At 72.2% G+C, this 26,293-nt stretch carries 26 protein-coding genes and 1 pseudogene; 12 read left to right on the top strand and 15 right to left on the bottom strand.

Translation table 11 applies throughout. From position 1 onward, the window contains the following. Window positions 1–67: 67 nt before the first annotated feature. The 3 genes from ACIO1C_RS03370 to ACIO1C_RS03360 all read left to right on the top strand — a co-directional run bounded on the left by ACIO1C_RS03370 (window position 68) and on the right by ACIO1C_RS03360 (window position 2,240). Window positions 68–940, top strand: coding sequence for a LysR family transcriptional regulator (locus ACIO1C_RS03370; RefSeq protein ID WP_401857922.1), 873 nt, complete (start codon window positions 68–70; stop codon window positions 938–940). A gap of 160 nt (window positions 941–1,100) precedes the next feature. Further along, window positions 1,101–1,478, top strand: coding sequence for a nuclear transport factor 2 family protein (locus tag ACIO1C_RS03365; protein ID WP_401857919.1), 378 nt, complete (start codon window positions 1,101–1,103; stop codon window positions 1,476–1,478). Between the two features lie 120 nt (window positions 1,479–1,598). After that, on the top strand, window positions 1,599–2,240 hold the full coding sequence (locus ACIO1C_RS03360) for a GNAT family N-acetyltransferase (RefSeq protein ID WP_401857917.1): 642 nt from the start codon (window positions 1,599–1,601) through the stop codon (window positions 2,238–2,240). Between the two features lie 185 nt (window positions 2,241–2,425). Here the strand turns inward: ACIO1C_RS03360 and ACIO1C_RS03355 are convergent, their stop codons facing one another. The 4 genes from ACIO1C_RS03355 to ACIO1C_RS03340 all read right to left on the bottom strand — a co-directional run bounded on the left by ACIO1C_RS03355 (window position 2,426) and on the right by ACIO1C_RS03340 (window position 4,883). Next, the gene (locus ACIO1C_RS03355; protein ID WP_401857914.1) at window positions 2,426–3,094 is read right to left on the bottom strand and encodes a Type 1 glutamine amidotransferase-like domain-containing protein; all 669 of its coding nucleotides are present in this window, start codon (window positions 3,092–3,094) and stop codon (window positions 2,426–2,428) included. 44 nt (window positions 3,095–3,138) lie between these two features. Beyond that, window positions 3,139–3,411, bottom strand: coding sequence for a hypothetical protein (locus tag ACIO1C_RS03350; RefSeq protein WP_401857912.1), 273 nt, complete (start codon window positions 3,409–3,411; stop codon window positions 3,139–3,141). 234 nt (window positions 3,412–3,645) lie between these two features. Then, window positions 3,646–4,599 carry an aldo/keto reductase gene (locus ACIO1C_RS03345; RefSeq protein WP_401857909.1) on the bottom strand — a complete coding sequence of 318 codons (954 nt, stop codon included), beginning with the start codon at window positions 4,597–4,599 and terminating at the stop codon, window positions 3,646–3,648. Next, entirely contained in the window at window positions 4,596–4,883 is a 288-nt protein-coding gene (locus ACIO1C_RS03340; protein WP_401857906.1) for a hypothetical protein, read from the bottom strand. Before ACIO1C_RS03340 ends, ACIO1C_RS03345 begins: the two co-directional genes overlap by 4 nt. Window positions 4,884–5,025: 142 nt before the next feature. Between ACIO1C_RS03340 and ACIO1C_RS03335 the strand changes: the two genes are divergently transcribed. Then, the gene (locus tag ACIO1C_RS03335) at window positions 5,026–5,622 is read left to right on the top strand and encodes a DUF1349 domain-containing protein (RefSeq protein WP_401857903.1); all 597 of its coding nucleotides are present in this window, start codon (window positions 5,026–5,028) and stop codon (window positions 5,620–5,622) included. A gap of 109 nt (window positions 5,623–5,731) precedes the next feature. Continuing rightward, window positions 5,732–7,195: a cytochrome P450 gene (locus ACIO1C_RS03330; protein WP_401857900.1), complete on the top strand. Its 1,464-nt coding sequence runs from the start codon at window positions 5,732–5,734 to the stop codon at window positions 7,193–7,195. Between the two features lie 95 nt (window positions 7,196–7,290). Here ACIO1C_RS03330 and ACIO1C_RS03325 read toward each other — a convergent pair whose 3' ends face one another. Beyond that, on the bottom strand, window positions 7,291–7,914 hold the full coding sequence (locus tag ACIO1C_RS03325; protein WP_401857897.1) for a TetR/AcrR family transcriptional regulator: 624 nt from the start codon (window positions 7,912–7,914) through the stop codon (window positions 7,291–7,293). Window positions 7,915–7,975: 61 nt separating this feature from the next. On the opposite strand from ACIO1C_RS03325, the gene ACIO1C_RS03320 reads away from it, so the two are divergent. After that, window positions 7,976–8,878 carry an oxidoreductase gene (locus tag ACIO1C_RS03320; protein ID WP_401857894.1) on the top strand — a complete coding sequence of 301 codons (903 nt, stop codon included), beginning with the start codon at window positions 7,976–7,978 and terminating at the stop codon, window positions 8,876–8,878. On the opposite strand, the gene ACIO1C_RS03315 is transcribed toward ACIO1C_RS03320, so the two are convergent. Further along, window positions 8,849–9,097: a hypothetical protein gene (locus ACIO1C_RS03315; RefSeq protein WP_401857891.1), complete on the bottom strand. Its 249-nt coding sequence runs from the start codon at window positions 9,095–9,097 to the stop codon at window positions 8,849–8,851. The two genes, ACIO1C_RS03320 and ACIO1C_RS03315, sit on opposite strands and share 30 nt — an antisense overlap. Window positions 9,098–9,208: 111 nt before the next feature. Further along, complete coding sequence (locus ACIO1C_RS03310) at window positions 9,209–12,805, bottom strand: phosphodiester glycosidase family protein (protein ID WP_401857888.1); 3,597 nt, start codon at window positions 12,803–12,805, stop codon at window positions 9,209–9,211. A 303-nt stretch (window positions 12,806–13,108) separates the two neighbouring features. On the opposite strand from ACIO1C_RS03310, the gene ACIO1C_RS03305 reads away from it, so the two are divergent. After that, window positions 13,109–13,465 (top strand): YciI family protein, encoded by a 357-nt coding sequence (locus ACIO1C_RS03305; protein WP_401857885.1) that lies wholly within the window; start codon window positions 13,109–13,111, stop codon window positions 13,463–13,465. A 124-nt stretch (window positions 13,466–13,589) separates the two neighbouring features. Here the strand turns inward: ACIO1C_RS03305 and ACIO1C_RS03300 are convergent. Then, window positions 13,590–15,272: pseudogene (locus tag ACIO1C_RS03300) on the bottom strand (SpoIIE family protein phosphatase); the annotation flags it as partial. 222 nt (window positions 15,273–15,494) lie between these two features. On the opposite strand from ACIO1C_RS03300, the gene ACIO1C_RS03295 reads away from it, so the two are divergent. Beyond that, a complete protein-coding gene (locus ACIO1C_RS03295; protein ID WP_401857883.1) occupies window positions 15,495–17,282 on the top strand; it encodes an ABC transporter ATP-binding protein in 1,788 nt (595 codons plus the stop codon). 47 nt (window positions 17,283–17,329) lie between these two features. On the opposite strand, the gene ACIO1C_RS03290 is transcribed toward ACIO1C_RS03295, so the two are convergent. From ACIO1C_RS03290 to ACIO1C_RS03280, 3 genes are all read right to left on the bottom strand, one after another. Further along, complete coding sequence (locus ACIO1C_RS03290) at window positions 17,330–18,073, bottom strand: TetR/AcrR family transcriptional regulator (RefSeq protein ID WP_401857880.1); 744 nt, start codon at window positions 18,071–18,073, stop codon at window positions 17,330–17,332. Beyond that, window positions 18,070–18,921, bottom strand: coding sequence for an oxidoreductase (locus ACIO1C_RS03285; RefSeq protein ID WP_401857877.1), 852 nt, complete (start codon window positions 18,919–18,921; stop codon window positions 18,070–18,072). The genes ACIO1C_RS03290 and ACIO1C_RS03285 overlap by 4 nt, the downstream gene beginning before the upstream one ends. Window positions 18,922–18,993: 72 nt before the next feature. Then, complete coding sequence (locus ACIO1C_RS03280; protein WP_401857874.1) at window positions 18,994–19,506, bottom strand: Lrp/AsnC family transcriptional regulator; 513 nt, start codon at window positions 19,504–19,506, stop codon at window positions 18,994–18,996. A 103-nt stretch (window positions 19,507–19,609) separates the two neighbouring features. Between ACIO1C_RS03280 and ACIO1C_RS03275 the strand changes: the two genes are divergently transcribed. Then, complete coding sequence (locus ACIO1C_RS03275; RefSeq protein WP_401857872.1) at window positions 19,610–20,074, top strand: DUF2000 domain-containing protein; 465 nt, start codon at window positions 19,610–19,612, stop codon at window positions 20,072–20,074. 131 nt (window positions 20,075–20,205) lie between these two features. Continuing rightward, window positions 20,206–20,475 (top strand): chaplin, encoded by a 270-nt coding sequence (locus ACIO1C_RS03270; RefSeq protein ID WP_401857869.1) that lies wholly within the window; start codon window positions 20,206–20,208, stop codon window positions 20,473–20,475. Between the two features lie 143 nt (window positions 20,476–20,618). Here the strand turns inward: ACIO1C_RS03270 and ACIO1C_RS03265 are convergent, their stop codons facing one another. Then, window positions 20,619–21,482, bottom strand: coding sequence for a tyrosinase family protein (locus ACIO1C_RS03265; RefSeq protein WP_401857866.1), 864 nt, complete (start codon window positions 21,480–21,482; stop codon window positions 20,619–20,621). Between the two features lie 54 nt (window positions 21,483–21,536). Beyond that, window positions 21,537–22,061, bottom strand: a complete 525-nt coding sequence (locus ACIO1C_RS03260) for a tyrosinase family oxidase copper chaperone (protein ID WP_401857863.1) — start codon at window positions 22,059–22,061, stop codon at window positions 21,537–21,539. Between the two features lie 347 nt (window positions 22,062–22,408). On the opposite strand from ACIO1C_RS03260, the gene ACIO1C_RS03255 reads away from it, so the two are divergent. Then, entirely contained in the window at window positions 22,409–23,398 is a 990-nt protein-coding gene (locus ACIO1C_RS03255; RefSeq protein WP_401857860.1) for a YihY/virulence factor BrkB family protein, read from the top strand. Here the strand turns inward: ACIO1C_RS03255 and ACIO1C_RS03250 are convergent. Next, a complete protein-coding gene (locus ACIO1C_RS03250) occupies window positions 23,341–24,195 on the bottom strand; it encodes a glycoside hydrolase family 19 protein (protein WP_401858050.1) in 855 nt (284 codons plus the stop codon). The genes ACIO1C_RS03255 and ACIO1C_RS03250 overlap by 58 nt on opposite strands. A 442-nt stretch (window positions 24,196–24,637) precedes the next feature. On the opposite strand from ACIO1C_RS03250, the gene ACIO1C_RS03245 reads away from it, so the two are divergent. Next, on the top strand, window positions 24,638–25,375 hold the full coding sequence (locus tag ACIO1C_RS03245) for a carbonic anhydrase (protein WP_401858048.1): 738 nt from the start codon (window positions 24,638–24,640) through the stop codon (window positions 25,373–25,375). A gap of 76 nt (window positions 25,376–25,451) precedes the next feature. On the opposite strand, the gene ACIO1C_RS03240 is transcribed toward ACIO1C_RS03245, so the two are convergent. Further along, entirely contained in the window at window positions 25,452–26,246 is a 795-nt protein-coding gene (locus ACIO1C_RS03240; RefSeq protein WP_401857857.1) for an SDR family NAD(P)-dependent oxidoreductase, read from the bottom strand. Window positions 26,247–26,293: the final 47 nt, after the last annotated feature.

The raw sequence follows: 26,293 nt of genomic DNA, 5'->3' as shown, positions 1-26,293 counted from the left end.
GGCGCCCCCGGGGTCGTCATATCCTGGGGGCATCAGGACAATTCGACCTGTCCGACCTGGGAGAGCCGTGGACGTCGATCTGAGGAAGCTCCGCTACTTCGCCGCGGTGGCCGAGGAACTGCACTTCGGGCGGGCCGCCGAGCGGCTCCACATCGCCCAGCCGGTGCTCTCCCGCCAGATCCGCGCGCTGGAGCAGGAGCTGCGCGTCCAGCTCCTCACCCGGGACCGGCGTTCGACCGCGCTCACCCCCGCCGGGGAGCAGGTGCGGAAGGACGCCGTGGCGCTGCTGGCCGCCGCCGAGGGTCTGCGGCGCCGGGCGCTCCGGGCCGCGGGCGGCACGGACCGGCTGACGGTCGGGTTCATGCCCGGCATCACGGTCACCACCGCCGTCCAGGCCCTCACCGCGCGCCACCCGGGGCTGACGGTGGACGTCCTGCGGACGTCGTGGGACGACCAGACCCAGGCGGTACGCGACGGGCGGGTCGACCTCAGCTTCGTACGGATGCCTGCCGACCGCGAGGACCTGTGCCTGCGCCCGCTGTTCAGCGAGCCGCGGGTGGCGGTCCTGCCGCGCGGGCACCGGCTCGCGGGGAAGCAGGCCGTCGGCATCGCCGACCTGGCCGGCGAGCGGCTGCTCCAGGACCCCGACGCCGTCCCCGAGTGGCGGGACCTGCCCCACAGGAGGCCCGACGAGGACCCACGGCCGGTGCCTGTCGTCCGCACGGTCGAGGAGAAGCTGGAGTACGTGGCCGCGCTCCAGGGTGTGGTCGTGCTGCCGCGCTCCACCGCGCTCTACTACACGCGCCCCGACCTCTGCCAGGTCACCGTGACGGACATCGAGCCCGGTCAGGTCTGCCTGGCCTGGAGCGCCCGGCAGCCGGGGCCGCTGACCCTGGAATTCGCCGACCTGGCGGCGGAGATCTACGCGGACGGTCCCTGACCCGGCTTCGCCTCACCCCCATTACCTCCGGCATTACCTCCGGCGTAATCGACGCTGTCCGGCAGGCGAGGCAGGCTGGGGTTCACCGGGTCCCGGGCGGCGCACTCCGCCCGGGACCCGGGTCCCTGACCGACCGAACCTCGCTGGAGGCTGATTTCCCATGTCCGTGAACCTTTACGAGACCGCCGTCACCCGTTACTTCGAGGCCTGGAACGCACCGTCCGCCGAGGCGCGGGCGAAGGCGGTCGCGGCGGCCTGGAGCGAGGACGGCGGGTACACCGATCCGCTGGCGGACGTCAGCGGCCAGGAGGCGATCGCGGCCGTCGTCGCGGGGGCCCAGGAGCAGTTCCCGGGCTTCACGTTCCGGCTCGCCGGCGCGGTCGACGGCCACCACGGCGTCGCACGCTTCGGCTGGGAGCTGGTCTCGGACGCGGACGGTTCCGTCCCCGTCACCGGCTCCGACCTCCTCACGCTGGCCGGGGACGGCCGGATCGACCGGGTGTACGGCTTCCTGGACCGGGTGCCGGCCGGCGCGTGACGGGGGCGGGGGCGGGGGCGGCGAGTAGAGGGAAGGGGCGGCTGCCGGCGGGCGCCGAGGAACGCACGTCGGGCGCCCGGAGACTTGTGAGAGCGCTCCCAGGGCGTCAGCATGCTCCGTATGACCGTGCCACCCGCCTCCTCCCCGTCCCCCACTGTCCGCGCCTACCGCCGCGAGGATCTGCCCGCGCTGTACGACATCTGCGTACGGACCGCGGACGAGGGCCAGGACTCACGACACCTCTACCCGGACCCGGACCTGATGCCGAGCATCTTCGCCGCGCCCTACGCCGTACTGGAGCCGGAGCTGACCTTTGTCCTCGACGACGGGCACGGTCAGGCCGTCGGATACGTCCTCGGCACGGCCGACACCGCCGCCTTCGCGCGGGCGTTCCGCTCGGTCTGGCTGCCGACGCTGACCGGCCGCTATCCGGCCCCGGCCGGGCCGCCCCGGACACCGAGTGAGGAAATGATCGCCCTCATGCACGATCCGGAACGGCTGGTCCTGCCCGAACTGGCCGCGTACCCCGCCCATCTCCACATCGACCTGCTCCCCGGCTGGCAGCGGAAGGGGCACGGGCGGGCCCTCATGTTCCGGTTCCTCGGGGCGCTGCGGGAGAAGGGCGTCGGCGCGGCTCACTTGTCGATGGTCACCACGAACACCGCCGCCCGCGCCTTCTACGACCGGCTCGGCTTCCGGCCGATCGAGGTGCCGGATCCGGGTCCCGTCACGTACCTCGGACGCTCGACCACGGTTGAGTAGCCGTGCTGATCTCGGTTCGCGCGGCGCTGTCGAGGCGCCCGTGCTGCACGGCGCCGTACCGCATGCGGCACGGCGTGGGGCATGGGGCTCTTCTGCGACGAACCGGCCGGTGAGCGCCCGTGCGTCGGCGAACACCCCTCCGACCACCGCACCGTCCCGCCCGGGGCTCCCCGCCACGCGTTGAGTCAGGGATGGAACCGCCACCGGCCTTCGGAAACGACGTCCACCTTGCCGTCCTTGACGCGAACGGCCGTCTCGTCGTCGAGGAAGTAGACCGGGAAGTCCGCGCGCGCGGCGATGAGATCGGCCCAGGCGTCGTCCCGCTCGGGGAAATCCGGCGAGTACAGGTGCGGCTTGAGATACCAGTCGAAGAGGCCGAACGGCGGCTCCACGGTCGTCGCACCGAGCACGTGGAGGTCCGGGGCGTCCCCCATGACGTCGGCGGAGTGCCCGGTGAGATTCCGGCTGAAGATCATGGATCCGGCGCTCATCCCCACATAGACCCGGCTCTCCAGCGCCTCCAGGAAGCCATCGGCCAGGCCGTTGCCCGTGATGCTGCGCGCGAGGTGGTAGTGACTGCCGCCCGCGGCATAGATGACGTCGGCGTGCAGCAGCCGGTCGAGCACCATCCGCCGGGGCAGGCCGTTCAGCTCCAGAACGTCGAACTCACGCCAGCCGAGGCCGTGCAGTCGGTTCATGTCCGCGACGAACCACCCGTGGTCCCCGGGCTCGGCGACCGACGCCGTGGGAACGTACACGACGTTCGCCGACTCGAACGGCTTTCCCAGCATGTCCCGCAGCGCGTCCCGCAGTGTCTCGTTGCGCAGACCGCTCGCCGTCAGCAAAAGCTCCATCGGGCGAGCCAATCACGGCTGACAAGCACGCGCAACGAACAGGATCAGCAGGTGACGACCTTGCCGTACGAGCCACGGCCCCAAGTCCATTCCCACTGCTCGCCCGGCTGGTACGTGAGACACGGCGAGTCGGACCCCAGGTCGATGACGACCTTGAGGTGCATCGTCTCGTCGCACTTGTTGGTGACCTTCACGTACTTCCGGTGCTTGACGACGTCCCGTGTGACGCAGGCCGGCGCGGTTCCCCTGAGCTGGGCCTCCGAGGCGTGGGCGGCGGGTGCGAGGGTGAGGACGGTGGCGAATGCTGCGAGCAGCATGGTGAGCTTCTTCATGCCCGGACAACGACCGGCGAAATCGGAAGTCACCCTTCCGCTTTCAACCACGACCGTACCCGGGGTACAGGCCGAAGACGTCGCACCCTTCCGCCGCGGCTGCCCCGCCTCCGCGCCATGGCCGCTCGTGGAGACCGCCTAGGGCCTGTCCGGCGGATCTTCGTGGGCCTGCGACGCCTGGCACCGCAGGCTGATCCACGAAGATCCGCCGGACAGGCCCTAGTCGCGGTCCCCCGCCGCGCTGCCGTGGGGCGCCAGGTCCTCGATCGACGCCAGGTCGGCGGCCGTCAGGTCGATGTCCGTCGCGGCGGCGTTCTGTTCCAGGTACGTGCGGCGCTTGGTGCCCGGGATGGGGACGACGTCGCGGGCCATCAGCCAGGCCAGTGCCAGCTGCGTGGAGGTGACGCCCCGGGCCCTCGCCAGGGCGCCGATCCGCTCGGCGAGGGCGGCGTTCGCGGCGATGTTCTCCTCGGAGAAGCGCTCCAGGCCGCGTCGGGCGTCGTCCGGGGCCAGGTCCTCGCGGCGGGTGATCGTACCGCCCAGGAAGCCCCGGCCGAGCGGGGAGAACGCGACGAACCCGATGCCCAGCTCCCGTACGGTGTCCAGCACGCCGTTCTGCTCGACATCGCGGCTGAACAGGGAGTACTCCGACTGGAGCGCGGTCAGCGGATGCACCGCGTGCGCCCGGCGGAGCTGGTCGGGGGTCGCCTCGGACAGGCCGAGGTAGCGGACCTTCCCGGCCTGGACCATCTCGCTCATCGCGCCGACGGTCTCCTCGACGGGCACGCCGGGGTCCACCCGGTGCAGGTAGTAGAGGTCGATGACGTCCGTGCCGAGGTGCTTCAGGGAACGGTCCACCGACCGGTGGGCGTACGCGGGGCTGCCGTTCGGCCCGCGGGCCGTGCCGTCGTCGTCGAACTCGGTGGCGAACTTCGTCGCGAGGGTGATCTCCTCGCGGCGGGCGCCCAGGGCGCGCCCGATCAGCTTCTCGTTCTCGAACGGACCGTAGGCCTCCGCGGTGTCGATGTGCGTGACGCCGAGGTCGACGGCCCGGTTGAGCGTGGCGATGGCCTCCTGCTCGTCGCGGGGGCCGTACCAGACGCTCATGCCCATCGCGCCGAGACCTTCGGCGGAGACGGTGAGGCCCTGGGATCCGAGTTTCACGTTCTTCATGGAGAGGTGGCGCCCTTTCGGTAATAAGCGATCTTGCGCTCGATGGCGGTCAGGGCGAAGTACCGGCGCTGCCCGGAGGGCGCGCGGTCGGCGGGGGACGCCGTCAGGCCTTCGCGTTCGTCGTATTCGCGTTCGTAGTAGCGGAAGGTGTCGATGGGCAGGCCGGACAGCGCCCGACCTCGCCGATCGTCAGCCCGTCGTCCGGGATCTCCGCCTCCGGCATCGGCCGGGGAACCACTGAGCTCATGCGTCCAGCTTCCACCTTGGAGCGCGCTCCAGGGCAAGCCCCTTCTCCCGCGACTCCCGCGTACGGGAGTCCGGGCGCCGGGCGGCAGGGCCTCTCAGCAGGAAGAACACCGGACTCTCTCGGCGTGTCGGGCCGGTTCGTGGCAGGGTGTGTGCCGACCGCGGACGCGAGGAGGCACCATGGGCGAGAGCACCACCGGCACGGAAGCATGTCTGGGTTTCGACGACTGGGCGTGGCTGAACCCGCCCGCCCACTGGGCTCCGTACGACGACGCGCTCGACGTCACGACGGACCCGGACACCGACTTCTGGGTGACCACGCACTACGGCTTCGTACGGGACACGGGGCACGCGCTGCTGCGCCCGGTGCCGGCGGAATTCCGGCTGCGGGCGACGTTCAGTGGTGAGTACCACGAACAGTACGACCAGGCGGGGCTGTTGCTGCGGATCGACGGCAAGAACTGGATCAAGACCGGGATCGAGTACGTCGACGGCAGGCAGCAGTTGAGCGCGGTGGTGACGCGCGAGGTGTCCGACTGGAACGTCGTGCCGCTCGCGTATCTGACCGACGCCCCGGGGCCGGTGACCGTCGAACTGCGCCGCGAGGGCGACACGGTCACGATCCTGTACGGCGTCGGCGGTGCCCCCGAGACGATGCTGCGGCTGGCCTACTTCCCGCCGGAGGTACCCGCCCAGGCCGGGCCGATGTGCGCGTCGCCCGACGGCAAGGGCTTCACGGCCCGGTTCACCGCGCTGAGTCTCGACCCGCTCGCGTGAGGTGACCGGGGGGGGCGGCCACGGGGCTGCCACAGGCCCTCTGGCACAAGCCCCGGGCGGGCGCTTTGCTGGGTGTGTCCCCCGTCGCTCCCACCGCCGAGGACCCGCCATGACGCACCCGACCGATCCTGTCGACCCCGTGGCCACTCCCGCCCCCGCCACTCCCGCTCCCACCGCCGCCACTCCCGCCGCCGTCCCCGCGCCCGTCCCCGCGCCCGTCCCCGTACGTGGCCCGCGCCAGGTGCCCTTCATCGGGAACCTGCCCGCCTTCGCCCGTGACCCGCTGGCCTTCTTCACCCGGTTACGGGGGCTCGGCGACCTCGTCGAGTGGAAACTCGGGCCGCAGCGCGCCCTGTTCCTCTCCCGGCCCGAGCACATCGGGGAGTTGCTCACCGGCGTGGAGACGCAATACCGCCACCCCGAACTCGGCTGGGCGTTCAAGCTGGTGCTCGGCGACGGGGTGGTCACCTCGGAGGGGCCGGCCTGGCGCCGCAAGCGCGCGCTGGTCCAGCCGGCCGTACGTCCCCGTCAAGTCCGGGGCCACGCCGGCACGATGACGGACTGCGCGGCCACGCTGGCCGTCTCCTGGCGGCACGGTCAGCGCGTCGACGTCCGGGAGGAGATGCTCGGTCTCACCCAGCGCATCGCGGTACGCACCCTGTTCGGCGCCGACACGGCGGGGCGCGAGGGCGCGATCGGTCCGGCGATGGACATCGCGCAGCGGGAGATCGGCAGCGAGTTCCGGGGGCTCACCCTCTTCCTGCCGCCGTGGGTGCCCACACCGGGCCGCCGCCAACTCAGGAAGGCCGTGGCCGTCATCGACCGTGAGGTCGCGCGGGTCACCGACCACCGCAGGCGCGCCGGGGACGGGGAGACCAGGGACGACCTGCTCAGCCGGCTGCTCGCCGCCAGGGACGAGGAGGACAGGCCGCTCAGCGACAAGGAGATCCGCGACGAGGCGGTGACGCTCTACATCGGCGGCCACGAGACGACCGGTACAACGCTGACCTGGGTGTGGTACCTCCTCGCCCGCAATCCCGGGGCGCGGGCGCGGCTCGACCGGGAGCTGGCGGACGTCCTCGCCGGCCGGACGCCGGGGCACGACGACGTCAAGGATCTGACCTGGACGGAGCGGGTCGTGAAGGAGACCCTGCGGCTCTATCCGCCGGTCTGGCTGATGACGGCGATCGCCAAGGGGGATTCGACGCTGGGGGGACGGCCGGTGGCGGAGGGCACGGTCCTGTGGTCGAGCCAGTGGAGCGCCCACCGGGACGCCCGGTGGTTCCCCGAGCCCGAGGCGTTCCGGCCGGAGCGCTGGGACCCGGACGCCTCGCCCGGCGTGCCGGACCACGCGTGGTTCCCGTTCGGGGGCGGGGCGCGCGCATGCCTCGGCGCGCGGTTCGCGATGGTCGAGGCGGTGCTGGTCCTGGCGACGCTCGCACAGCGCTTCCACGTGGACGTGGAGGGAGGCGAGAACCCGCCGAAGACCGGGCTCACGCTCCAGCCGTCCCTGCCGGTACGGGGGACCCTGCGGGCGGTCGTCGCGGCCGGGGCCGTACCTCCTCAGGCCTGAGCGAGCACCCCGGGCCCGCGGGCCCTCAGGGTGCCGGGCTCAGGGTGCCGGGCTCAGGGTGCCGGGCTCAGGGTGCCGGGCTCAGGGTGCCGGGCTCAGGTCGTCCCGGACTCTCGCGGGCGCAGGCCCTCCACCAGCGTGCCGACCGTCCGGGACACCAGCTCCTCCAGCGGCCCGTCACCGTTCATGCCCGTCGTGGCGAGGACCGCGAGCCCCTGGAGGACGGCGAGGACGGTCAGGTCCACGCGCCCGGTGGTGTCGGCGTCGATGTCACCGCGGGCCCGTGCCTGCGCGAGCAGGGCGACGGGGGCGGCGAAGGCCCGGTCGTTGGCCTCCCTGAGCCGTGCGGCGCGGGTCGCGTCCTTCGACGTGTGCATCAGGCCGAGGAGGGCGTGGTGCTCGACCGCGAACGCGACGTACGCCTGCGCGAAGGTCACCAGCCGCGCCGTGAAGTCGCCGTCCTCGTACACGTCGGCGGATCCGCCGAGCGCCGCGTCCAGGCGGCGGCCCAGCCGTTCGTACCCGTCCTCGGCCAAAGCGTCCAACAGGGCCTGTTTGTCGGCGAAGTGGCGTCTCGGGGCGGCATGGCTGACCCCGACCTCCCGCGCCAGCTCCCGCAGCGAGAGACCGTCGGCGCCGTGGGACGCCAGTGTCCGTTCCGCCTGCCGCAGCAGGGCCGTCCGCAGGTCGCCGTGGTGGTAGGGCCGGGGGGTGCTCATCGGCTCACCCTACCCCCATGTTGCCATTGACTACAATGTATCCATTGCCTACATTGGACGTATGAGCCCTTCCTCGCACACCCCACGGTGGTCCCTCTCCGACCTCCCCGCCCAGACCGGTCGTACAGTCCTGATCACGGGCGCCGGCAGCGGCATCGGGCGGGAGACGGCGCGGGCGTTCGCGTCCGCCGGGGCCCGGGTCACACTGGCCGTCCGGAGCGTCGACGCGGCGCGCGCGGCGGCCTCGGACCTGCCCGGCAGCCCCGAGGTGCTTCCCCTGGACCTGGCCGATCTCTCCTCGGTACGGCGGTTCGCCGCCGCCTGGGACCGTCCCCTCGACGTCCTGGTCAACAACGCGGGTGTGGCCAACGTGCCGCTGCGGCGGACCGCCGACGGCTTTGAAACGCATCTGGGCACCAACCACCTCGGCCACTTCGCCCTGACCAACCTCCTGCTGCCCCGGATCACCGGCCGCGTGGTCACCGTCGCGTCCAACGCGCACAAGAGGGCCACCCTCGACCTCACCGACCTGAACTGGCGGCGGCGCCCGTACCGGGCCCAGGCCGCCTACGGGCAGTCCAAGCTCGCCAACCTGCTCTTCACCCTGGAGCTGCAACGGCGCCTGACAGAAGCCGGATCGCCGGTCCTCGCGGTCGCCGCGCATCCGGGCGCGGCCACCACCGGGCTCAACCGTCACCTCGGTCCCGCCATGACGTTCGTGGCCGCCACCGTCGGGCGGATCATCCAGCAGAGCGGTTCGGCGGGGGCGCTGCCCACGCTCTTCGCGGCCACCCAGCCGCTGGCCGGGGGGAGTTACGCCGGCCCCGGCGGACGGGGAGAGCAGCGCGGCCACCCCCGGCTCGTCGGGCGGAGCGCGGCGGCCCAGGACCCCGTCCTCGCCCGGGAGTTGTGGGACGCGTCGGAGCGGCTCACGTCAACTGCCTTTCCCCTCCTGGTCCCCTGACGAGGGCGCAACGCGCCGATCGACCGCCTCCGCCGCCGCACCCATGGCGACTCCCGCGACGATCAGCACGACCGACACATAGATCTCGTAGCCGTCGAAGAAGTCGGACCTGGCCACCAGGGACCAGAGCCTGAACCACCCGCCGGTCAGCTCGTACAGGAGGCCGCCCACCCCCTGGGCCAGCAGGACGAAGCAGAGGAAACCGAAGAAGGTCTTCACCTCTCCGAGGTTAGGGAGGGCGGTGGCGCGGGACCATCGGCCATCGGGAGCGGCCGCCCTGACCAAAGTCGCGGGCGGCCCGCCGGCCGGCCTACCGAAGTCTCGCCCGTTTCACCCCGTACGCGTACGGACCGTCATCGCGGCCACGGAGGCCCCCGTGGCCGCGATGACGGTCCGGGCCGAGCGGGTGACGCCGTTGACCGTCACCGCGAGGGTCACGGTCCCGGGCCGCAGCGCGGTGAGCGTGCCCGTGGCCGGGTCGAAGGCCGCCGCGTGCCGGTCCCGTACCCCCGGCCGATGCGACACCGCTTGCCGGTCCCCCGCCCCCTGCCGCCCGTCCCCGATCAGCACGTTCGGCGAGCCGGTCCAGTCCGCGCTCAGCGGGAAGGCCACCGGCACCTGCCTGCTCCCCTGGGTGACGTTCGCCGCGACCCTCGCGTGGTGTCCCGGCGTCAGCACCGCCGGGGTGTCGAGCGTCAGCGCGTCGGTGTGCGCGCGGGTCTGGACCGAGATCCAGTCGGGACCGCCCGTCCACGGCGCCCGCCGGGCCTCGGCCCACGCGCCCGGGGACACCCGGTCCACCCCGACCAGCGACCACCCGGTGAAGCCGCCCTCGCCCGGCGGGGCCGAAGGCGCCTTCCCCGCGTTGCCGTTGACGAGATACGGCACACCGTCCACGCGCGAGGCGTCGAAGACCCCGACGTGGCTGCCGATCAGCGCCGCGCCCTTGCCGGTCGTACGGCGGAAGTCGGCGAGCCACCCTTCGAGGAGCGCCGCCTCCTTCCGGTCGCCCAGCTGACTGGCCTTCTGTACGGTCGGGTCACGCGGCGGTACGTGTTCGATCACCACGACCGAGCCCACCCGGTCGTCCCGCGCCGCCGCGTCCAACCGCGCCCGCGCCTCCTCGATCTGGGCGAGGCCGCCGCCGCGCAGCGACAGACTGGACGTGTCGAGGGTGAGGAACCGGGTCCCCCGGTGGTCGAACACCCGGTGGGCGGGCCCGAATTGGGCGGTGAAGTTGTCGATCTTCCCGCCCATCACCTCGTGGTTGCCCGGCACGTAGTACCAGGGCAGCGTGTCCCCCAGCTCTTCGGTCAGCACCCGGCGCGCGAACGCCAGGTCCTCGGGCGCCCCCTCGTCCACCAAGTCACCGTTGACGACCAGGAAGTCGGGCTTCGCCGCCTTGATCTCGCGCAGGGTGCGGCGGGCCCGGTCCACGATCGGGCTGTCCGGGTCGCGGGCGACGAACTGGGCGTCCGACATCACCGCGAACCGCCAGTCCCGCCCCTCCGTACGGGCCGCGGTGGCGATCAACGGGTCGGCGGGACGCGGCTGTTCGGGCAGGTCCACGGTGGGCGGCAGCTGCGCCGTCAGGTCGTCGAGCACCACCTCCCCCGTGTACTGCCGCGTGGCCGCGGTCTCGGCGAGGTAGAAGCGGTACACACTCAGCGGGGTGGCGGCGCCCTCGGGCACGGTGAAGGTCACCTGCCGCCAGCCGGTCCAGGTGACGTACGGACCGCGCAGCAACTGGTCCGAGCCCCCAGCGTCCTTGAGATGCAGCGTGGGCCAGGCGCCCCGGCCGTCCCCCTTGATCCAGAGCGCGAAGGACTGCGGGCGGCCCGGGACCTGGAGCGGTACGGGCGGCAGCGCGTAGGCGGCGCGGGTCGCCGTCGACTGCGTGAAGTCGTACCCGAGGCGCAGTCCGGTGCCGGTACGGCCGTCCGGTACGGCGCCGACGGAGCCGCTCGCCCGCGCCTGGGAGAAGGTCCAGGACGCGGCGTCGTCGAAGCCGGTGACCGGCCGCTCCTCCAGTCCGACGGTGACGGCGAGCGCGGTGGTGACCCCGCCGGCGGTGGCGGTGATCCGGCCGGCTCCCGCGCCCGTGAGGGAGCGGACGGTGAAGTTCCCGGCGCCGTCGTCGGTGACGGAGAAGAGCGAGCGGTCGAAGTCCAGGGTGACGTCGCGCGGTTCGACCGGCGCGCTGGTGCCGTGGGCGTCGAACCCGACGATGCCGAAGGTGCCGGAGGCCGCCGCGTCCGCGAGTCCGACCCGCTGGGTGGTCGGGCGGATCCGGTCGAGCCGGTCGAGGACCGTCAGCTCCGTGCCGCCTCCGGCCCGTCCGCGTTCGGCCCTCACCTCGGTGGTGCCGCTCGCGCGGGCGGTGAACAGGCCGTGCGCGTCGACCCGGCCGACGGAGGACCGTACGGCCCGCCACTCGGGTGTGCCGGCGGCCGGACCGTACGTCTCGTCGTAACCGGCCGCGGTCAACTGCCGGGTCAGACCGGGGAAGACGCGCTCGGGGTGGCCGCCCCTGACGGGGTCGACGGTCGGCGCACCGGCCGCGGCCGTACGGGTCGAGACCCAGAAGCCGTCGAGCCGTCCGCTGCCGTCGGGGGCGGTGAGGGCGAGGCCGTTGGGGACGGCGCGTTCGCTGCCGTCGGAGGGGCTGTTCTCCACCCTCAGGGTGTCACTGCCCGGGGCACGGGCGACGAGCGTCGAGGAGCCGCCGCCGTCGAGGTTGAGGGCGCTGTACGACCCGGCGCGCCGCATCATCTCGCCGAGTCCGGTGAGCGTCACCCCGCCGCTGTCGGCCTGGCGGCCGTCGACGGTGAGGATCCGCATCGTGGAACCGTCGCGCGAGAAGCCGACGGCGGTGCGCGGGGCCGCGGTGTTGTTGCCCTCGCCGTCGTGGTTCTGCGCCACGCCGTCCACGACGAGCAGTTCCCGTCCCCCGACGGCGGTACGGGGCACCGGCCCGCTGTCGGTGCGCGGGCGGTACGCGACCGTCACCGGGTCACCCGGGCGCAGCGCAGCGAGGGCCCCGGCCCCCGCTTCCCGGCCTACCAGGACGGTGGTTCCCGGCGCGATGGGCCCGGTGCCGGGGCGGTCCGCGACGGAGACGACCTCACCGCCCCGGACGACCACTTCCGCGACGGGGATCGCCCGGTCCACGGTCAGGGCGCGGTCGGCGCGGCCCCACCCCGCCGTGTAGACGCCGAGGGAACCGGCCGGCACGTTCGCGGCGTTGTACGCGGCCAGCGGGTGCGGTCCCGAGGGCAGGGTCACGGTCCCGTCGAAGTAGAGCCGGAGGATCCGGCCGGCGTTCTCCGGGCCGATCCCGACGGCCCGCTCGGCGCCGGCCGCCGGGGAATGGTCGACCTGGCCGTCCCTGATGCCGGGGCCCTGGGGCGCGCCCGTCTCGTTGATGTCGAAGAAGTCCGCGTTGATCGCGGCGACGGTACGGCGCCCGGCGCCCGGGTCGTGGAGCGCGGCCAGTTCGGAGACCGTACGCCGGTCGGAGACCTGTCCGGAGGACAGGTAGTCGGCCCTCGCACCGCCGTCGAGGTCCACGGAGAGCGTGTCGACCCGCAGCCACGCGGCGGCTTGGAGCCGGTCGTAGGAGGTGAGGGTGACACCGGGGGCGACGGGCCGGGAGGCGCGGGCGGTTTCCAGCCCTTCACCGTCCAGCCCCTCGCCGTCCAGCCTCTCGCCGTCCGGTCCCCCGCCCTCTCCCCCGGCGGTGACCGTCCCCGGTGTCCCGCCGGCCGAGCTCGCCGGTGGGGGTGCGACCGGCCGCAGGATCTCGGCGGTAGTCAGCGGGCGGGGGGCGGGGGTGGAGTCGGCGAAGGACGGGGAGACCGCCCCCGCCGTCAGGGCGGTCGCCGCCGTGAACAGCACGACGCACCGCCAGGCGTTGCCTGGGCCCACAACTTCTCCTGAAAGACGGTGAATTCACATCGGTGAGGACTGTCTGCCGCCAGCATTGCCGTGCACACACCAATGAACCAGGGGTTCGGGGAAACGCCGGGAAGAACACGCGATGACAGCGCCGAACGCCACCCGCCGGCCCATCTCGCCCTGGCCCTCGGCGGTGATCACGACGTATCCCGGAAAACTTCCGGGGAGGTGTCGATCCGGGCGTCTCCCGTTCGACGTAAGGATGAGAGGCGGGGAAAATCCCGCCCCGGCCCGCCCCGGCCCGCCAGGGCCCCACCAAATTACGGAGTCACCATGCCGCGCTTCCTCACCCTGATCCGCGTCGATGAACAGAACGCTCCGACCGAGGCCCCCGGCCCCGAGTTCGACGAGCGCATGGGCGCGCTGCTGGAGGAGATCACCAAGGCGGGGGTCATGCTGGACACGGCCGGGCTGACGCCGACCTCCGACGGCACCCGGGTCACCTGGGCCGACGGCAAGGTCCGGTACACGGACGGCCCCTTCACCGAGACCAAGGAAGTCATCGGCGGTTACTCACTGATCCAGGCCAGGGACAAGGCCGAGGCCCTGGAGTGGGCCAGGCGCTTCCTCGAGATCCACCCGGCCCACTGGACCGTCACCGCCGAGGTCCGCGAGATCGCCGAGGGCTGACAGGACAGGAGGCGCGGACAGGACCACCCGCTGTCCTGTCCGCGCCCCCGCCGCTTTCCCCCTGTCCGCGCCCCCGCCGCTCCTACGGGGTGTGGCCGAGCCACCCCGTACGAAAACGGGACGACGGCCCGGCCTGGGCGTCCCTCCGCAGGAGCAGCAGGGCCATGTCGTCACCGCCGCCCTGGGTGCCCAGCCGGTCGAACAGCATGTCGGCCAGGTCCGGCAGCTCCTCCGGCCCCGTCCTCACCGCCTCCGCCAGCACCTTCATCCGGTCCCCGAGGTCCGTGCCGGGCTCCTCCACCAGGCCGTCCGTGCAGAGCAGCAGCGTGTCGCCGGGGCCCAGCGTCCCGGTGGTGACCGGGTAGTCGATCCCGCCGTCCCCGGCGAACTCGGCGGCGAGGCCGAGCGGCAGCCCGCCGGTCGTCGTGATCCAGCCACAGCTCCCGCCGGCGACCCGCACCATCGGGTCCAGATGCCCGGCACGGACGATCTGCAAGCCTCCCGTCGCCAGGTCGACCTCCACATACGTGCAGGTCGCGAAGCGGTCGGTGTCCAGCTCGTGCAGGAAGGCGGCGGCGCGGGCCATGGCGGTGGCGGGCGGGTGGCCTTCGGCGGCGTACGCCCAGAGCACCATCCGGAGCTGGCCCATGACCACGGCGGCGTCCGTGTCGTGGCCCTGGACGTCGCCGATGGTCAGGCCCACCCGGCCGCCGGGCAGCTGGAGCACGTCGTACCAGTCACCGCCGACGCTTCGCCCGATCCGCGCGGGGCGGTAGCGGACGGCCGTCAGCGCCCCCGGGATGTCGGGGATGTGGCGCGGGAGCATCGCCTGCTGGAGGCCTTCGGCGAGGTCGTGCTCCTGGTCGTAGAGCATGGCCCGCTGGAGGCTCTGCGCGATGCTGCTGCCGAGCGCGACCAGCAGGGCGCGCTCCGAGTCGCTGAAGTCGCCGTGCCGGGGGTAGAGCATCGCGAGCACGCCGATGGGCCTGGCCTGGGCGATCAGCGGCAGATACGCCCCCGAGGAGACGACCAGCGGCTCGATGTGCGGCCAGAGCAGCGGGTAGGCGGAACGGAACTCCTCCCGCGAGGTGACGAAGCGGGGCCGCTCGGTGCGTACCGCCTCGCTCATCGGGAACGGCTCGTCGATCCGGGTGTACTGGAGTTCCGTCGCGAAGGGCCCGTTCCTGCCCTGCGCGACCAGCCTGATCCGCGTCCCCTCGACCACCCCGAGCGAGACGCTCTCCGCCCTGAGGTGGCCGAGCGCCTCCTCGTCCTCCAGGACCCTGATGACGTCCTGCACGGTCTCGGCGTGGGACAGCAGGGTGGTGGTGCGCTCCACCATCTCCGTCAGCCGCCGCCGGCCCGCGTCCAGCTCGTTCCTGGCGGCCGCGTCGGCGAGGTCGTGGTGGGCGATCCGGACGATGCCGATGACCCGGACGGCGTGCGCCCGCTCGTCGCGGCTGATCCGGGCCTGGGTGTGGGTCCACCGCAGGGACCCGTCCCGGCAGCGGATCTGGAAGTACGTGGCGTAGCGGTCCGTGCCGCGCTCGACGGCCTGTTCCACGACGGTGCTCAGCCGCTCCGCCTCGTCCTGCGGGATACGGGCGAGCAGCGACTCGCCCCTGCCGTCGTACTCGTCCTCGCGCAGGTCGAACACCTCGAGGGCGGGGCCGTCCAGATGGAGTGCTCCGCTGACGAGGTTCCAGTCGAAACTGCCCATGCGGTTGAGGGCGAGTCCCAGCTCCGGATCGGCGGGCCAGTCGTCCGGCAGCGACCCGGCGCCCGGCCGAGCGCCCTGATCAGCCATGCAGCCACCCTCTCACCGATCGCCGTTTCGCACGCGCCGAGCAGCCGGTGGGGACCGGCGTCCACGGTCCACGTCCGGCCCCCGCGTCCGGCCCGCGTTCCGGCCCCGCGCCCGGCCCGCGTCCACGCTCCGGAAAGCGCTTCCGGTCCGGGGGCCGGTCGGAGGAGACTGCGGCCGCACGTCGAGCGCGTGCGACCGCCGCCGAAAAGGACTCCGCTCACCATGCAGAAACCCGAAGCCGCCCACCGTCCCGGTCCGCTGGACCACCACTACTCGGGGGAGCATCCGCTCCGTACCCTCGCCTACCTCTTCCGTCCCGACCGCCGCAGACTCCTCCTCGTCGTCGCGGTGTTCACCGTCAAGCACATCCCGGTCTGGCTGCTCCCGCTGATCACGGCCAACATCATCGACGTGGTCGTGGAGCACCGGCCCGTCTCCGAGCTCTGGTACAACGCCGGGGCCCTCGTCTTCGTCCTCGCCCTCAATTTCCCGATGGCGCTGCTCTACGCGCGCCTGATGAGCACCAGCATCCGCCGGATGGGACGTGAGCTGCGGTCCGCGCTCTGCCGCCGGATGCAGTACCTGTCCCTCGGGTATCACGCGCGGGTGAGCGCGGGGGTCCTCCAGACCAAGGTGGTACGGGACGTCGAGGCCGTCGAGCAGATGACCCAGCAGAGCGGTGACCTGGGGCTCGGCGCCATCATGACGCTGCTCGGCGGACTGGTGGTGATCGGGTTCCGTACGCCGGTGGTGCTGCCGGTGTTCCTCGTGGTCGTGCCGCTGGCCGCGCTGCTGGTACGGCGGCTGCGCTCGCGGATCCGTACGAACAACGAGGAGTTCCGGCTGGAGATCGAGCGGCTGTCCTCACGCGTGGGCGAGATGACCACGCTGATCCCCGTCACCCGCGCCCACGGCCTGGAGCGTACGGCGCTGCACCGCGTCGACAACACGCTGGAGCGGGTGCTGACAGCCGGGTTCCGGCTGGATGTCCTCAACGGGCGCTTCGGCTCGCTGTCCTGGATCCTGCTGAACACCCTGGCGGTCGGCTGTCTGACGGGCTCGGCGGTGGTCGCGTACTACGGCTGGATGGGCATATCGGCCGGTGACGTCGTCATGATCAGTACGTTCTTCACCGCGCTGACCGCCTCACTGATGACCCTGATGAACCTGACGCCGATCATCTCCAAGGGGCTGGAGTCGGTGCGCTCGATCGGCGAGGTGCTCCAGGCGCCGGACCTGGAGAGCAACGAGGGCAAGACGTCCGTCGAGCGGGTCGGGGGGCGGATCGACTTCGAGGGCATGGGATACCGCTACCCGGAGGCGGCGGAGCCCTCGGTGCGCGGCTTCGACCTGACGGTGCGGCCCGGCGAGACGATAGCCCTGGTCGGCGCGTCGGGTGCGGGCAAGTCGACCCTGCTGAACCTGCTGATCGGTTTCATCCGGCCGACGGAGGGACGCATCCTGTTGGACGGCGCGGACATGGCCTCGCTCGATCTGCGGACGTACCGGCGTTTCCTGTCGGTCGTGCCGCAGGAGTCGATCCTCTTCGAGGGGACGATCCGGGAGAACGTGACGTACGGCCTGGCGGGCGGCGAGGACGAGACCGCGCTGCGGCACGCGCTGGACGCGGCGAACGCGACGGAATTCGTGGACCGCCTGCCGGACGGCCTGGACACGGTGGTGGGGCAGCGGGGCGCGCGGCTGTCGGGCGGCCAGAAGCAGCGGCTCGCGATCGCCAGGGCGCTGATCAGGGATCCCCGGATCCTGGTGCTGGACGAGGCGACGTCCGCGCTGGACAACCGGTCGGAGGCGCTGATCCAGGACGCGCTGGCGCGGCTGGTGGCGGGCAGGACGGTGTTTGTCGTGGCGCACCGGCTGTCCACGATCCAGAACGCGGACCGGATCGTGGTGATGGAGCACGGCCGGATCGTGGAGATGGGCAGCCATCAGGAGCTGCTGGCGCGGGGCGGGTCGTACGCGACGACGCTCCAGCCGCGGCGGTCGGGGTGAGATCGTTCCCGGGGCGGTCGCCGGGCCCCGGGTGACGCCGTTCGGGTTCAGGGGGAGTCGTGCGGCTCCGACGTCATCCGGTCCACCTGGCCGGTGTCCAGGGGCGGCCGGCTGAAGGCGATGTGCGGGGTACGCAGCCCGGCCATGACGAGGTCGAGGTGGCGCTGCCAGGCGTCCGGGGCGGCGGCGCCCGTCGTCTCCACGACCCCGCGTATCCCCCACACGACCATCGCGATGTCGGTGACGGTGACCTGGTCGTTGACCACGCCGGCCCGCCGCGCCTCGGCCAGCAGGCCGTCGGTGATCCCGCGCAGGTGGCGCACCTGCGCGGGGCGGGCCAGTTCGCCCCACGCGCCCGGGAGGTAGCCCCGGCTGCCGGCGATGAGCCGGCCGACGGTACGGAGGAACCGGTCGAGGCCCTCGCCGGGCGGCCGGCGCGCGGCCTCTTCCGCGAGGGTGACCAGCTTGTCGTAGAAGACCTCGACCAGCTCCGCGACGAGGGCGTCCTTGGTGGGGAAGCGGCGGTAGAGCGTCGCGGGGCCCACGCCGGCGAGGCGGGCGATGTCCTCCATGCCGGCGGTGGGGCCCTGTGCGGCGAAGGCCCGGCCGGCCGCCTCGATCATGCGGGCGCGGTTCTCGGCGGCGTCGCGGCGCAGCGCCGGGCGGCGCGGTTCGGACGGTGCCGTGCGGCGCGGTTCGGACTGCGGTTCCGTGCGGCGCGGTTCGGACGGCGGTTCCGTGCGGTCGCCGGGGTCGTCGTGTGCCCCGGCCGTCCCCACGTCGCCCGTCATTCCGGCTGTCCGGACTCCGCCGGGAAGGCCGTCGACCTGCTGACCTCGGCCCACTCCCGGGTCTCCCGGATCCGCGCCTCCGTCGACTTCTCCACGGCGTCCACCGCGTCCGCCCCGAGCAGCAGCCGCAGCGGCGGCTCGTCCAGCCGTACGGCGTCCAGGACGACCCGGGCGCCCCGCGCCGGGTCGCCCTCCTGCACCCCGTCGGTGCCGTCGCGGTACCGGTGGATCGCGCCCACGCTGGCCTCGTAGTCCGGGCCGACCTCGGCGCGGCGCATGGAGGTGCTCTGCCAGTCGGTGCGGAAGGCGCCGGGCTCGACGATGATCACCCGCACACCAAAGGGCCTCACCTCGTTGTTGAGCACCTCGGAGAAGCCTTCGACGCCGAATTTGGCGGTCTGGTACGGGGCAAGCCCGGGGGAACCGCCGACCCGTCCGCCGACGGACGAGAACTGGACGAAGCGGCCGGACCGCTGTCGGCGCAGTACCGGCAGCGCCGCCTTCGTCACGTTGATGACGCCGAACAGGTTCGTCTCGATCTGAGCGCGGAACTCGTCCTCGGACGTCTCCTCGATCGGGGCGGAATTGGCGTAGCCGGCGTTGTTCACGACCACGTCGAGCCGGCCGAAGGCGTCGAGCGCCAGTTGTACGGCGGCGCGGGCCGCCGCCGGGTCGGTGACGTCGAGCGCGGTCGCCCGCACCCGGTCCCCGTACTTCCGGACGAGGTCGTCGAGTTGCCCGGGGCGGCGCGCCGTCGCGACGACGTGGTCCCCGGACTCCAGGGCGGCCAGGGCCAGCTCCCGCCCGAATCCGCGGGAGCTTCCGGTGATGAGCCAGGTCTGCGACATGTCGGCTCCTCGATAAGCGATAAGTGATAAGCGATAGAACGTCTCTCACTTCACGCTAACACGATGGCCCGGTCAGCGCGGCCGACGGACCGGGGAGGAGGCCGTGGACCGCCCCTGCCCCTCGTCACCGGCCGGGTCGATCCGGCGTGGCCTGACATGTTCGTACGCCATCGTCGTCTGGACGTCGGCGACCTCGCGGCGCTCGGTGAGCCGGTCGATGACAAAGGCGTAGACGCCGTTCACGTCCGGGACGGCGATGTGCAGGAGGAAGTCGTGGGCGCCGGAGGTCACGAACAGGCCGATCACCTCCGGCAGCCGTGCCGCCCACTCCCGGAACCCCTCGATGACCGGACGGGCCGGCGGCCGGATGCGCACCGAGATCAGCGCCTGGACGGGGCGGCCGATCGCGTCGAGGTCGACGGCCGCGTGGTAGCCGGTGACGACCCCGTGCTCGCGGAGCAGCTTCACGCGCTCCAGCGAGGTGGACGGGGAGACGCCGGTCTTGGCCGCGAGATCGCGGTTGGTCTGCCGTGCGTCGTTCTGCAACTCCCGCAGCAGGGCGAGGTCGACCGCATCAAATTTCATGGAACACCTCTCGAACCGCACGACATACGGCGGCAGGCGACAAGAACGGGACGTCTGCCTAGCGTATCGAGGTGTCCGTACACGAACGAATAGCAGGAGCACCATGTCCCTCCCCCAGCTGACCGGCGACGACGTGACCACCCACCGCCCGACGCGGCAGGCCAGGCTCAAGTGGGTGATCGTCGTGGATCAGAGCCTCCCGGCGGGCCGGGCGGCCAACGCCGCCGCCTGCATGGCCGCCGCCGTCGGCAAGGCCCTGCCCGATCTCCTCGGTCCCGGCGGCGAGGACGCCTCGGGCGTCGCCCACGCGGGCCTGCCGTGGGCGGGGTGCACGGTCCTGGCCACGGACGCGGACGCGCTGCGCGCGCTGCGGGCCAAGGCCGCCACGAAGGAGGACATCCTGATCGTGGACATGCCCGAACCGGCACAGACCGCACGGGTGTACGACGAGTACCTCGGGGTGCTCGCCGCGACCGGGCAGGACACCCTCGGTTACTGCGCCGTGAGCCTCGTCGGGCCCCGCAACCGGGTGGACAAACTGGTCGGCGGGCTGGCTCTGCTGCGCTGACCGGGGGGTTGATCCGGTGGATTCCACATCCATTGGGCCGATATCCGTTACCCAGCGTGAGTCGCGGCGTTGAACGTGCGTGAAGGCCGCACAACGTGCGGCTGTGCTCGAAACGTTCAAGGAGAAACTTGATGTCGCGTATCGCGAAGGCAGCTGCTGTTCTCGCCGGCACGGGCGCCGTGCTGGCCGGTGGCGCCGGAATGGCCGCTGCCGACGCCGGTGCCGAGGCTGCGGCCATCGGCTCGCCCGGTGTCCTGTCCGGCAACCTGCTCCAGGTCCCCGTGCACGTCCCGGTCAACCTCTGCGGCAACACCGTCAACGTGGTCGGCCTGCTCAACCCGGCGTTCGGCAACACGTGCGCCAACATCTCGGGCGGCCACACCGGCGGCTACGGCGGCTGAACACGGACTGACGTGCCTGGCCCCCGGGCCACACGTTCCCGTTGAATGACGGCCTCCCGCGCTCCAGCGCGGGGGGCCGTCGTCCGTCAGGGCCGCGGGCGGACACCGTACGAATCGGGCCGACGCCCCGTCAGGCCGCCGCCTCAGGTCTCGTAGCGGTAGATCTTGCGGTGGTCGAGCAGCGTGGACGGCTTGACGTTCCAGGGCGGCAGCGGCTCCTCCAGACTGATCGCCCGGCCGTGCTGGGGATCCCTGGCGGGCAGCTTCTTCTTCGGCAGATAGGTCGCCTTCGGGTGCTTCTGCTGCCAGCGGTCCCACAGCAGGTCGACAAAGGCGTGGTGCAGCCAGAAGGCCGGGTCGTTCGGGGAGGCCGCGCCCAGCATGGCTCCCCCGATCCAGCGGTGCACCCGGTTGTGGTTGCGCCAGCGCTCGCGGCCGCCGGACGTCCAGCCTTCGAGGCGGTTGCGGAACCCGGAGGTGGCGGTCGAGTCCCAGGGGGCCGCGTCGTAGACCTTCTCGTTCATGGCCGCGGCCAGCTCCGCCTTGCTGGGCAGGGCGATCGGGGAGGAGGGGCGGCCCAGGTCCCGGGTGAGGAACCGGTCGTCGGTCACCCCGCCCTTGATGGTCCAGTTCCCCGCGCTGTAGGCGAAGGGGCCGGTCATGACCTGCTGGTCCCTCTCCCGTCCGGTGCCGCCGAGGAAGTCCTCGCGCCACAGGGCGGCGGCGGGGGTGTTGTCGGTCGTCCAGTCCCAGTACGGGATCGTCACGGTGGCGTCGATCTTGCGGAGGGCGCGCTCGAAGTCCAGCAGGTAGCGCCGGTGCCAGGGCAGGAACGAGGGAGCCATGTGCCCGGCGCGCACCCCGCCCTCGGCGTCGGAGACGTAGTACCGGGTGTGCAGCCGTACGAACTCCTCGTACGTGCCACGGCGTTTGAGCTCCAAAACGGCACCGACAAATCTCCTCTTCTCGGCGCCGCTGAGATTGCGCTGGTTCTTTCTGGTGTACACCGGTGAGGGCCCTCCCGAGGTCGCTGGTGATGTCGGACGTGGTGGACCGGACCGTCAGACGTGGTGGACCGGGCCGGAGAGCGACAACTGGGCACCCCGCAGGTCCTCGACGGCCGCGCGGGCGGCGTCGAGCAGGGTCGGGAACGACTCGTAGTGGTTGACCGCGCTCAGATAGCTCCCGTCGGCACGCCGCATGACGTGAAGGGGGCGGCCGTCGATCCGGATGTCGAAGGCGGACCGGCCGAGGGCGGCGGCGGTGACGGCGCCGGCCCCCATCGGGCCCGCGCCCATCGCGCCCGTACCCGCGCCGAGTTCGATCCGGCGTCCCTGGTACATCTCCTCGAAGGCCCGGCCCGCCGCGTCCTGCGCGGCGCGGGCCGCCCCGGCCCCCGGGGCCGCCGGGCCGTCCGTCCGGCGGCCGGCCCGGACGACGGGGGCCAGGACCGTGGCCGTGCCGCCGACCACTCCCAGCGTGAAGAGCGACCGCAGGAAGTTCCGGCGGGTGCGGCCGCGCGGGCCGGCCCCGTCCGGCGTCGCCGCCTGCCGTAAGGGGGTGTGTTCCCGGGTTTCACGTGGCATGAAGGACCTCCGCTCGTCGGTGAGGGCGCGGCAGAAGACGGGCCACGGCCCCGCCCGGACAACGAGACGGGGACAAAACAGTTATCCGGCGTCGCCCGGACCGGACGAACTCCCCTGCTCCGCACCGGGGTTCGCCCGCGCCCGTACGGCCGTTCGGCCCCCTCGCCGTCACCCGGCAGGTGTCTCACCCACCGGGCCCTGCGCGCGCGGGAACGGGGTACACGAAGGGGAACGGAGCCCGGTCGGGCGACGCACCGTCGTGACCGCCGGGGCCGGGCCCGGTGACAGGGCAGGATGTGCCGGGGGCCGGCACACGACGGTCGTACCGTACGAACGCAGGAGGCAGCGTGTCCGCCGAGGAATCCGCACCGACGGCACGCAGGTTCGGCCGCGCCCTGCGGCGGACGCCGCTCGCGATGTGGCACGACGACGCGACGGACGTGGCCGCCGCCCTCACCTACTACGCGGTGCTGGCCATCTTTCCCGCGCTGCTCGTCACGGTCTGTTCGATCGGCCTCGCGGGACCGGACGCGGGCGGCACGCTCGCCGCCCAGGTGACCGCGCTCGTACCCGCGCAGTCGCGTGTCCTGGTGAGCGACGCGCTGCGGGAGATGGCCGGGCAGCGCTCCGCGGCCTGGCTGCTCGTGTGCTTCGGGACGGTCGGCGCGCTGTGGTCGTCGTCCAGTTATCTCGGGGTGTTCCGGCGGGCCCTGCACGCCATGCACGGAGCGGTGGACCACCGGCCGCCGTGGCGCACCGCGCCCCGGATCGCCCTCACGGCCTGCGCCCTGCTGGCGCTGCTCGTGACCAGCGCCTTCAGCCTGGTGCTGACCGGGGAGGCCGCGGCGGCGCTCGGACGGATCCTGGGGATGCGCGGCGCGGTGGACGCGGTGTGGGCCGGGTTGAAGTGGCCGCTGCTGCTGGCGCTGGCCGCCGTACTGGTGCTGCTGGTGTTCCGTACCGGCCCGCCCGGCACCCGCCGGCTGCGGCGCGCGCTGCCCGGCGGAATCCTGGCGGTGGTGCTCTGGCTCCTGACGTCGGCGGGTTTCGCGCTCTACACGGCCCACGCCGGGACGTACAACCGGCTCTACGGCTCGCTCGCCGGGGTCATCGTGTTCCTCGTCTGGCTGTGGGTCACCAATCTCTCGCTCCTGGCGGGCGCGCAGTTCAACGCGGAGCTGGCCCGGGGCGGTGCGGGGCCACGTGCGAAGGCCGGCCCGACGGAGTCGGACCGGCCCGGGTCACCGGGTGCGGACACCCGGCCCGCACTGTCGGGGATTCAGCAGCTCAGGTTGGATCCCGCGGTGGTCCCGAGGATGCCCACGAAGCGCTGGTAGAGGTTGATCCGGCTCTGCACCTGGGCGGGGTTGCCGCCGTTGCACTCGATGCTGCCGTTGATGCTGCGGATGGTCTCGCCGAAGCCGCGGCTGTTGACCATCGCGTTGTGGGGGGTCATCGTGCCGGGGCCGTTCTGGGTGTTCCAGTACCAGAGGCCGGTCTTCCAGGCCACGGCCGCGTCGGTCTGCACCAGGTTGGGATTACGGAGCAGGTCGATGCCGAGGGCGTCACCCGCGGCCTTGTAGTTGAAGTTCCAGCTCAGCTGGATCGGACCGCGGCCGTAGTACGCGGCCGTGCCCGCGGGGCAGCCGTAGGACTGGCTGGTGTCGCAGTAATGGGGATAGTTCGCGGTGTTCTGCTCCACGATGTGGACGAGGCCGCCGGTCTCGTGGCTGACGTTGGCGAGGAAGGCGGCCGCTTCCTGGCGCTTGACCGTGTCGGAGCCGGTCTTCGCGAAGCCCGGGTAGGCGCTCAGCGCGGCGGTCAGGCCGCTGTAGGTGTAGAAGGAGTTCCGGCTCGGGAACATCTGGTTGAACTGGGCCTCGGAGACCACGAATCCCGACGGGTTGGTCGGCGGCGGGGTCGTGTTGCCACCACAGGTGCCCTGGTCGGCCCAGACATCGGTGGTGCCGGGGATCTCGCCCTGGGTCCACCACTTCGCCGACCAGTTGTGACCGTTGTACGAAGAGGCGTTGCCGCCGACGTAGACGGTGGAGGCGTTCCACCCGGCGGCACACGCCGCGGCGGACGCGGAGGTGGCGGGGAGGAATATCGCGAGGGCGAGGGCCGAGACCATCGCCGTGAGCAGTGCCAAGACGCGTCGCTTCAAGGGACTCACTCCTATCCACGGCCGGGCGGCGCAAGCCGTCCGGCCGTCATGGGGGGTGAGGGAACCAAAGCGGAAGGGCGTGCGCCCTGTCAAGGTCTAGACCAAGGTGGGGAATTGGCCGTCGGCCGGCGCGGCGGGAGGGCGGAGGTCGGGCGTGAAGCCGTCCTGGCCGCCGGGCCAGGACGGGATGGCCGACAATCGCGCTGTTCAACTGAGCCAACCCTGCGGCCAGTTGGGCCGCTACTGGGGCCTGGCCTCGCAGACCGGAAGGGATTCGGCCACTTCGGTCTCCCGTTTCATCCGGCCGTGCCCTCACGGGGCCGAAACGGCATGGCTGATTAAAGAGCAGGTCAACAAAAGACCAATGTCAACCAATGGCCAACGATGTCACGGATAGTCTCCGGCCGTGATGTTCACCAGACTTGCAAAAACACCCCCCGTCCTTCACAGCGCCACCACGCGCCGCTCCGTGCTGCGCGCGGCCGTCGCGGGCACCGCGGCCACCACCGCGGTGGCGCTCGCCGCTCCGGCCGCGGGCGCGAGGCCCCGTCCCGAGGAGCCCCGTCCGTCCACGCCGGCCCAGGCGCTTCTCGCGCTCAACGCGGGAAACCGGCGCTGGCGCACCTTCCGCGAGCAGCACCCGCACGAGACGGAGGTCGTCCGCAGCACGCTCGTCGACGGTCAGCACCCCTTCGCCATCGTCCTCGGGTGCATCGACTCGCGGGTCGCGCCGGAACTCGTCTTCGACCAGGGCCTCGGCGACCTGATGACCGTACGGACCGCCGGCGAGGTCCTGGACGAAGCCGTCCGCGGCAGCATCGCGTACGGCGTGCTGGAGCTGGGCATACCGCTCGTCGTCGTGCTCGGGCACCAGTCCTGCGGCGCCGTCTCCGCAGCGGTCGACGCGGACGAGTCCGGAGCGCTCCTGCCCGCCCACATCCAGTACCTGGCGGATGAGATAAAGCCCGCGATCGACCGCACCAAGACGGGCGCCGCGCGCAAGGACTCCACCATCAACGCGAACGTCTCGCTCATCCGCGGGCGCCTCGCCGCCGATCCCGACCTGGCGGCGAAGATAGCCGACGGTTCGCTCGCCATCGTCGGCGCCCGGTACGAACTCAACACCCAGCTCGTCCACCAGGTCTGACCTCACGTCCGCACCGGCCACGGCGTCGCAGCCGTGGCCGGGCGCCGTATCGGGGCGCGGGATCAGGGGCGCGGGATCAGGGGACGATCGAGTCGATGTATCCGCCGTCGACCCGGACCGCCGCGCCGGTGGTCGCCGAGGCGAACGGCGAGCTGAGGTAGACGACCATGTGCGCGATCTCCTCGGGCTCGATCAGGCGCTGGAGCAGTGACTGCGGCCGGTGTTCCCGCATGAAGACCCGCTGGGCCTCGTCCCAGGGCAGCGAGGAATCGACCAGTTCGTAGACGAAGTCCTCGACGCCGCCCGTATGGGTCGGCCCCGCCAGCACGGAGTTGACGGTCACACCGCTGCCGGCCGCCGCCTTGGCGAAGCCGCGGGAGACGCCGAGCAGCGAGGTCTTCGAGACTCCGTAGTGGATCATCTCGGCGGGGATGACGATCGCGGAGTCGCTTGCGATGTACTGGATCCGCCCCCAGGACCGCTCCATCATGCCGCCCAGGTAAGCACGGGTCAGACGGATCGCGGCCAGGACGTTGACCTCGAAGTACCTGCGCCATTCGTCGTCGCTGATCTCCAGCGCGGGCCGGGACCCGAAGATGCCCAGGTTGTTGACGAGGATGTCCGCCGAGGGCAGGACGCCGAGCACCCGCGCCGCGCCCTCCTCGGTGGCGAGGTCGCCGGGCGCGGCGACGAACTCGGCGCCGGGCACCCGTGCGCGCAGCCCTTCCAGCGCCTTGTCCACGGACTCCGCACTCCGCCCGTTGACCGCGACACGGGCCCCGGAACCGGCGAGCCCGGCCGCGATGGCCGCGCCGATCCCCTGAGTGGACCCCGTCACCAGAGCTGTCCTGCCTGCCAGGTCGATCCGCACGCTCCACGCCCTTCCTTGTACCCCCTGTGAGCACGTCATTGTCCGTC

Origin of the sequence: Streptomyces sp. NPDC087420 (assembly GCF_044744165.1) — a bacterium.
In the GTDB taxonomy this organism is placed as follows: Bacteria; Actinomycetota; Actinomycetes; order Streptomycetales; family Streptomycetaceae; genus Streptomyces.
Note: the sequence above shows the minus strand (reverse complement) of the source record. Positions and strands in the feature narration are given on the sequence as shown.

Bases quoted from the DNA above. Each gene is read 5' to 3' on its own strand.
- ACIO1C_RS03365 (WP_401857919.1), top strand. From the start codon at position 1,101: ATGTCCGTGAACCTTTACGAGACCGCCGTCACCCGTTACTTCGAGGCC.
- ACIO1C_RS03360 (WP_401857917.1), top strand. From the start codon at position 1,599: ATGACCGTGCCACCCGCCTCCTCCCCGTCCCCCACTGTCCGCGCCTAC.
- ACIO1C_RS03355 (WP_401857914.1), bottom strand. From the start codon at position 3,094: ATGGAGCTTTTGCTGACGGCGAGCGGTCTGCGCAACGAGACACTGCGG.
- ACIO1C_RS03350 (WP_401857912.1), bottom strand. From the start codon at position 3,411: ATGCTGCTCGCAGCATTCGCCACCGTCCTCACCCTCGCACCCGCCGCC.
- ACIO1C_RS03345 (WP_401857909.1), bottom strand. From the start codon at position 4,599: ATGAAGAACGTGAAACTCGGATCCCAGGGCCTCACCGTCTCCGCCGAA.
- ACIO1C_RS03335 (WP_401857903.1), top strand. From the start codon at position 5,026: ATGGGCGAGAGCACCACCGGCACGGAAGCATGTCTGGGTTTCGACGAC.
- ACIO1C_RS03330 (WP_401857900.1), top strand. From the start codon at position 5,732: ATGACGCACCCGACCGATCCTGTCGACCCCGTGGCCACTCCCGCCCCC.
- ACIO1C_RS03325 (WP_401857897.1), bottom strand. From the start codon at position 7,914: ATGAGCACCCCCCGGCCCTACCACCACGGCGACCTGCGGACGGCCCTG.
- ACIO1C_RS03320 (WP_401857894.1), top strand. From the start codon at position 7,976: ATGAGCCCTTCCTCGCACACCCCACGGTGGTCCCTCTCCGACCTCCCC.
- ACIO1C_RS03305 (WP_401857885.1), top strand. From the start codon at position 13,109: ATGCCGCGCTTCCTCACCCTGATCCGCGTCGATGAACAGAACGCTCCG.
- ACIO1C_RS03295 (WP_401857883.1), top strand. From the start codon at position 15,495: ATGCAGAAACCCGAAGCCGCCCACCGTCCCGGTCCGCTGGACCACCAC.
- ACIO1C_RS03290 (WP_401857880.1), bottom strand. From the start codon at position 18,073: ATGACGGGCGACGTGGGGACGGCCGGGGCACACGACGACCCCGGCGAC.
- ACIO1C_RS03285 (WP_401857877.1), bottom strand. From the start codon at position 18,921: ATGTCGCAGACCTGGCTCATCACCGGAAGCTCCCGCGGATTCGGGCGG.
- ACIO1C_RS03280 (WP_401857874.1), bottom strand. From the start codon at position 19,506: ATGAAATTTGATGCGGTCGACCTCGCCCTGCTGCGGGAGTTGCAGAAC.
- ACIO1C_RS03275 (WP_401857872.1), top strand. From the start codon at position 19,610: ATGTCCCTCCCCCAGCTGACCGGCGACGACGTGACCACCCACCGCCCG.
- ACIO1C_RS03270 (WP_401857869.1), top strand. From the start codon at position 20,206: ATGTCGCGTATCGCGAAGGCAGCTGCTGTTCTCGCCGGCACGGGCGCC.
- ACIO1C_RS03260 (WP_401857863.1), bottom strand. From the start codon at position 22,061: ATGCCACGTGAAACCCGGGAACACACCCCCTTACGGCAGGCGGCGACG.
- ACIO1C_RS03250 (WP_401858050.1), bottom strand. From the start codon at position 24,195: ATGGTCTCGGCCCTCGCCCTCGCGATATTCCTCCCCGCCACCTCCGCG.
- ACIO1C_RS03245 (WP_401858048.1), top strand. From the start codon at position 24,638: ATGTTCACCAGACTTGCAAAAACACCCCCCGTCCTTCACAGCGCCACC.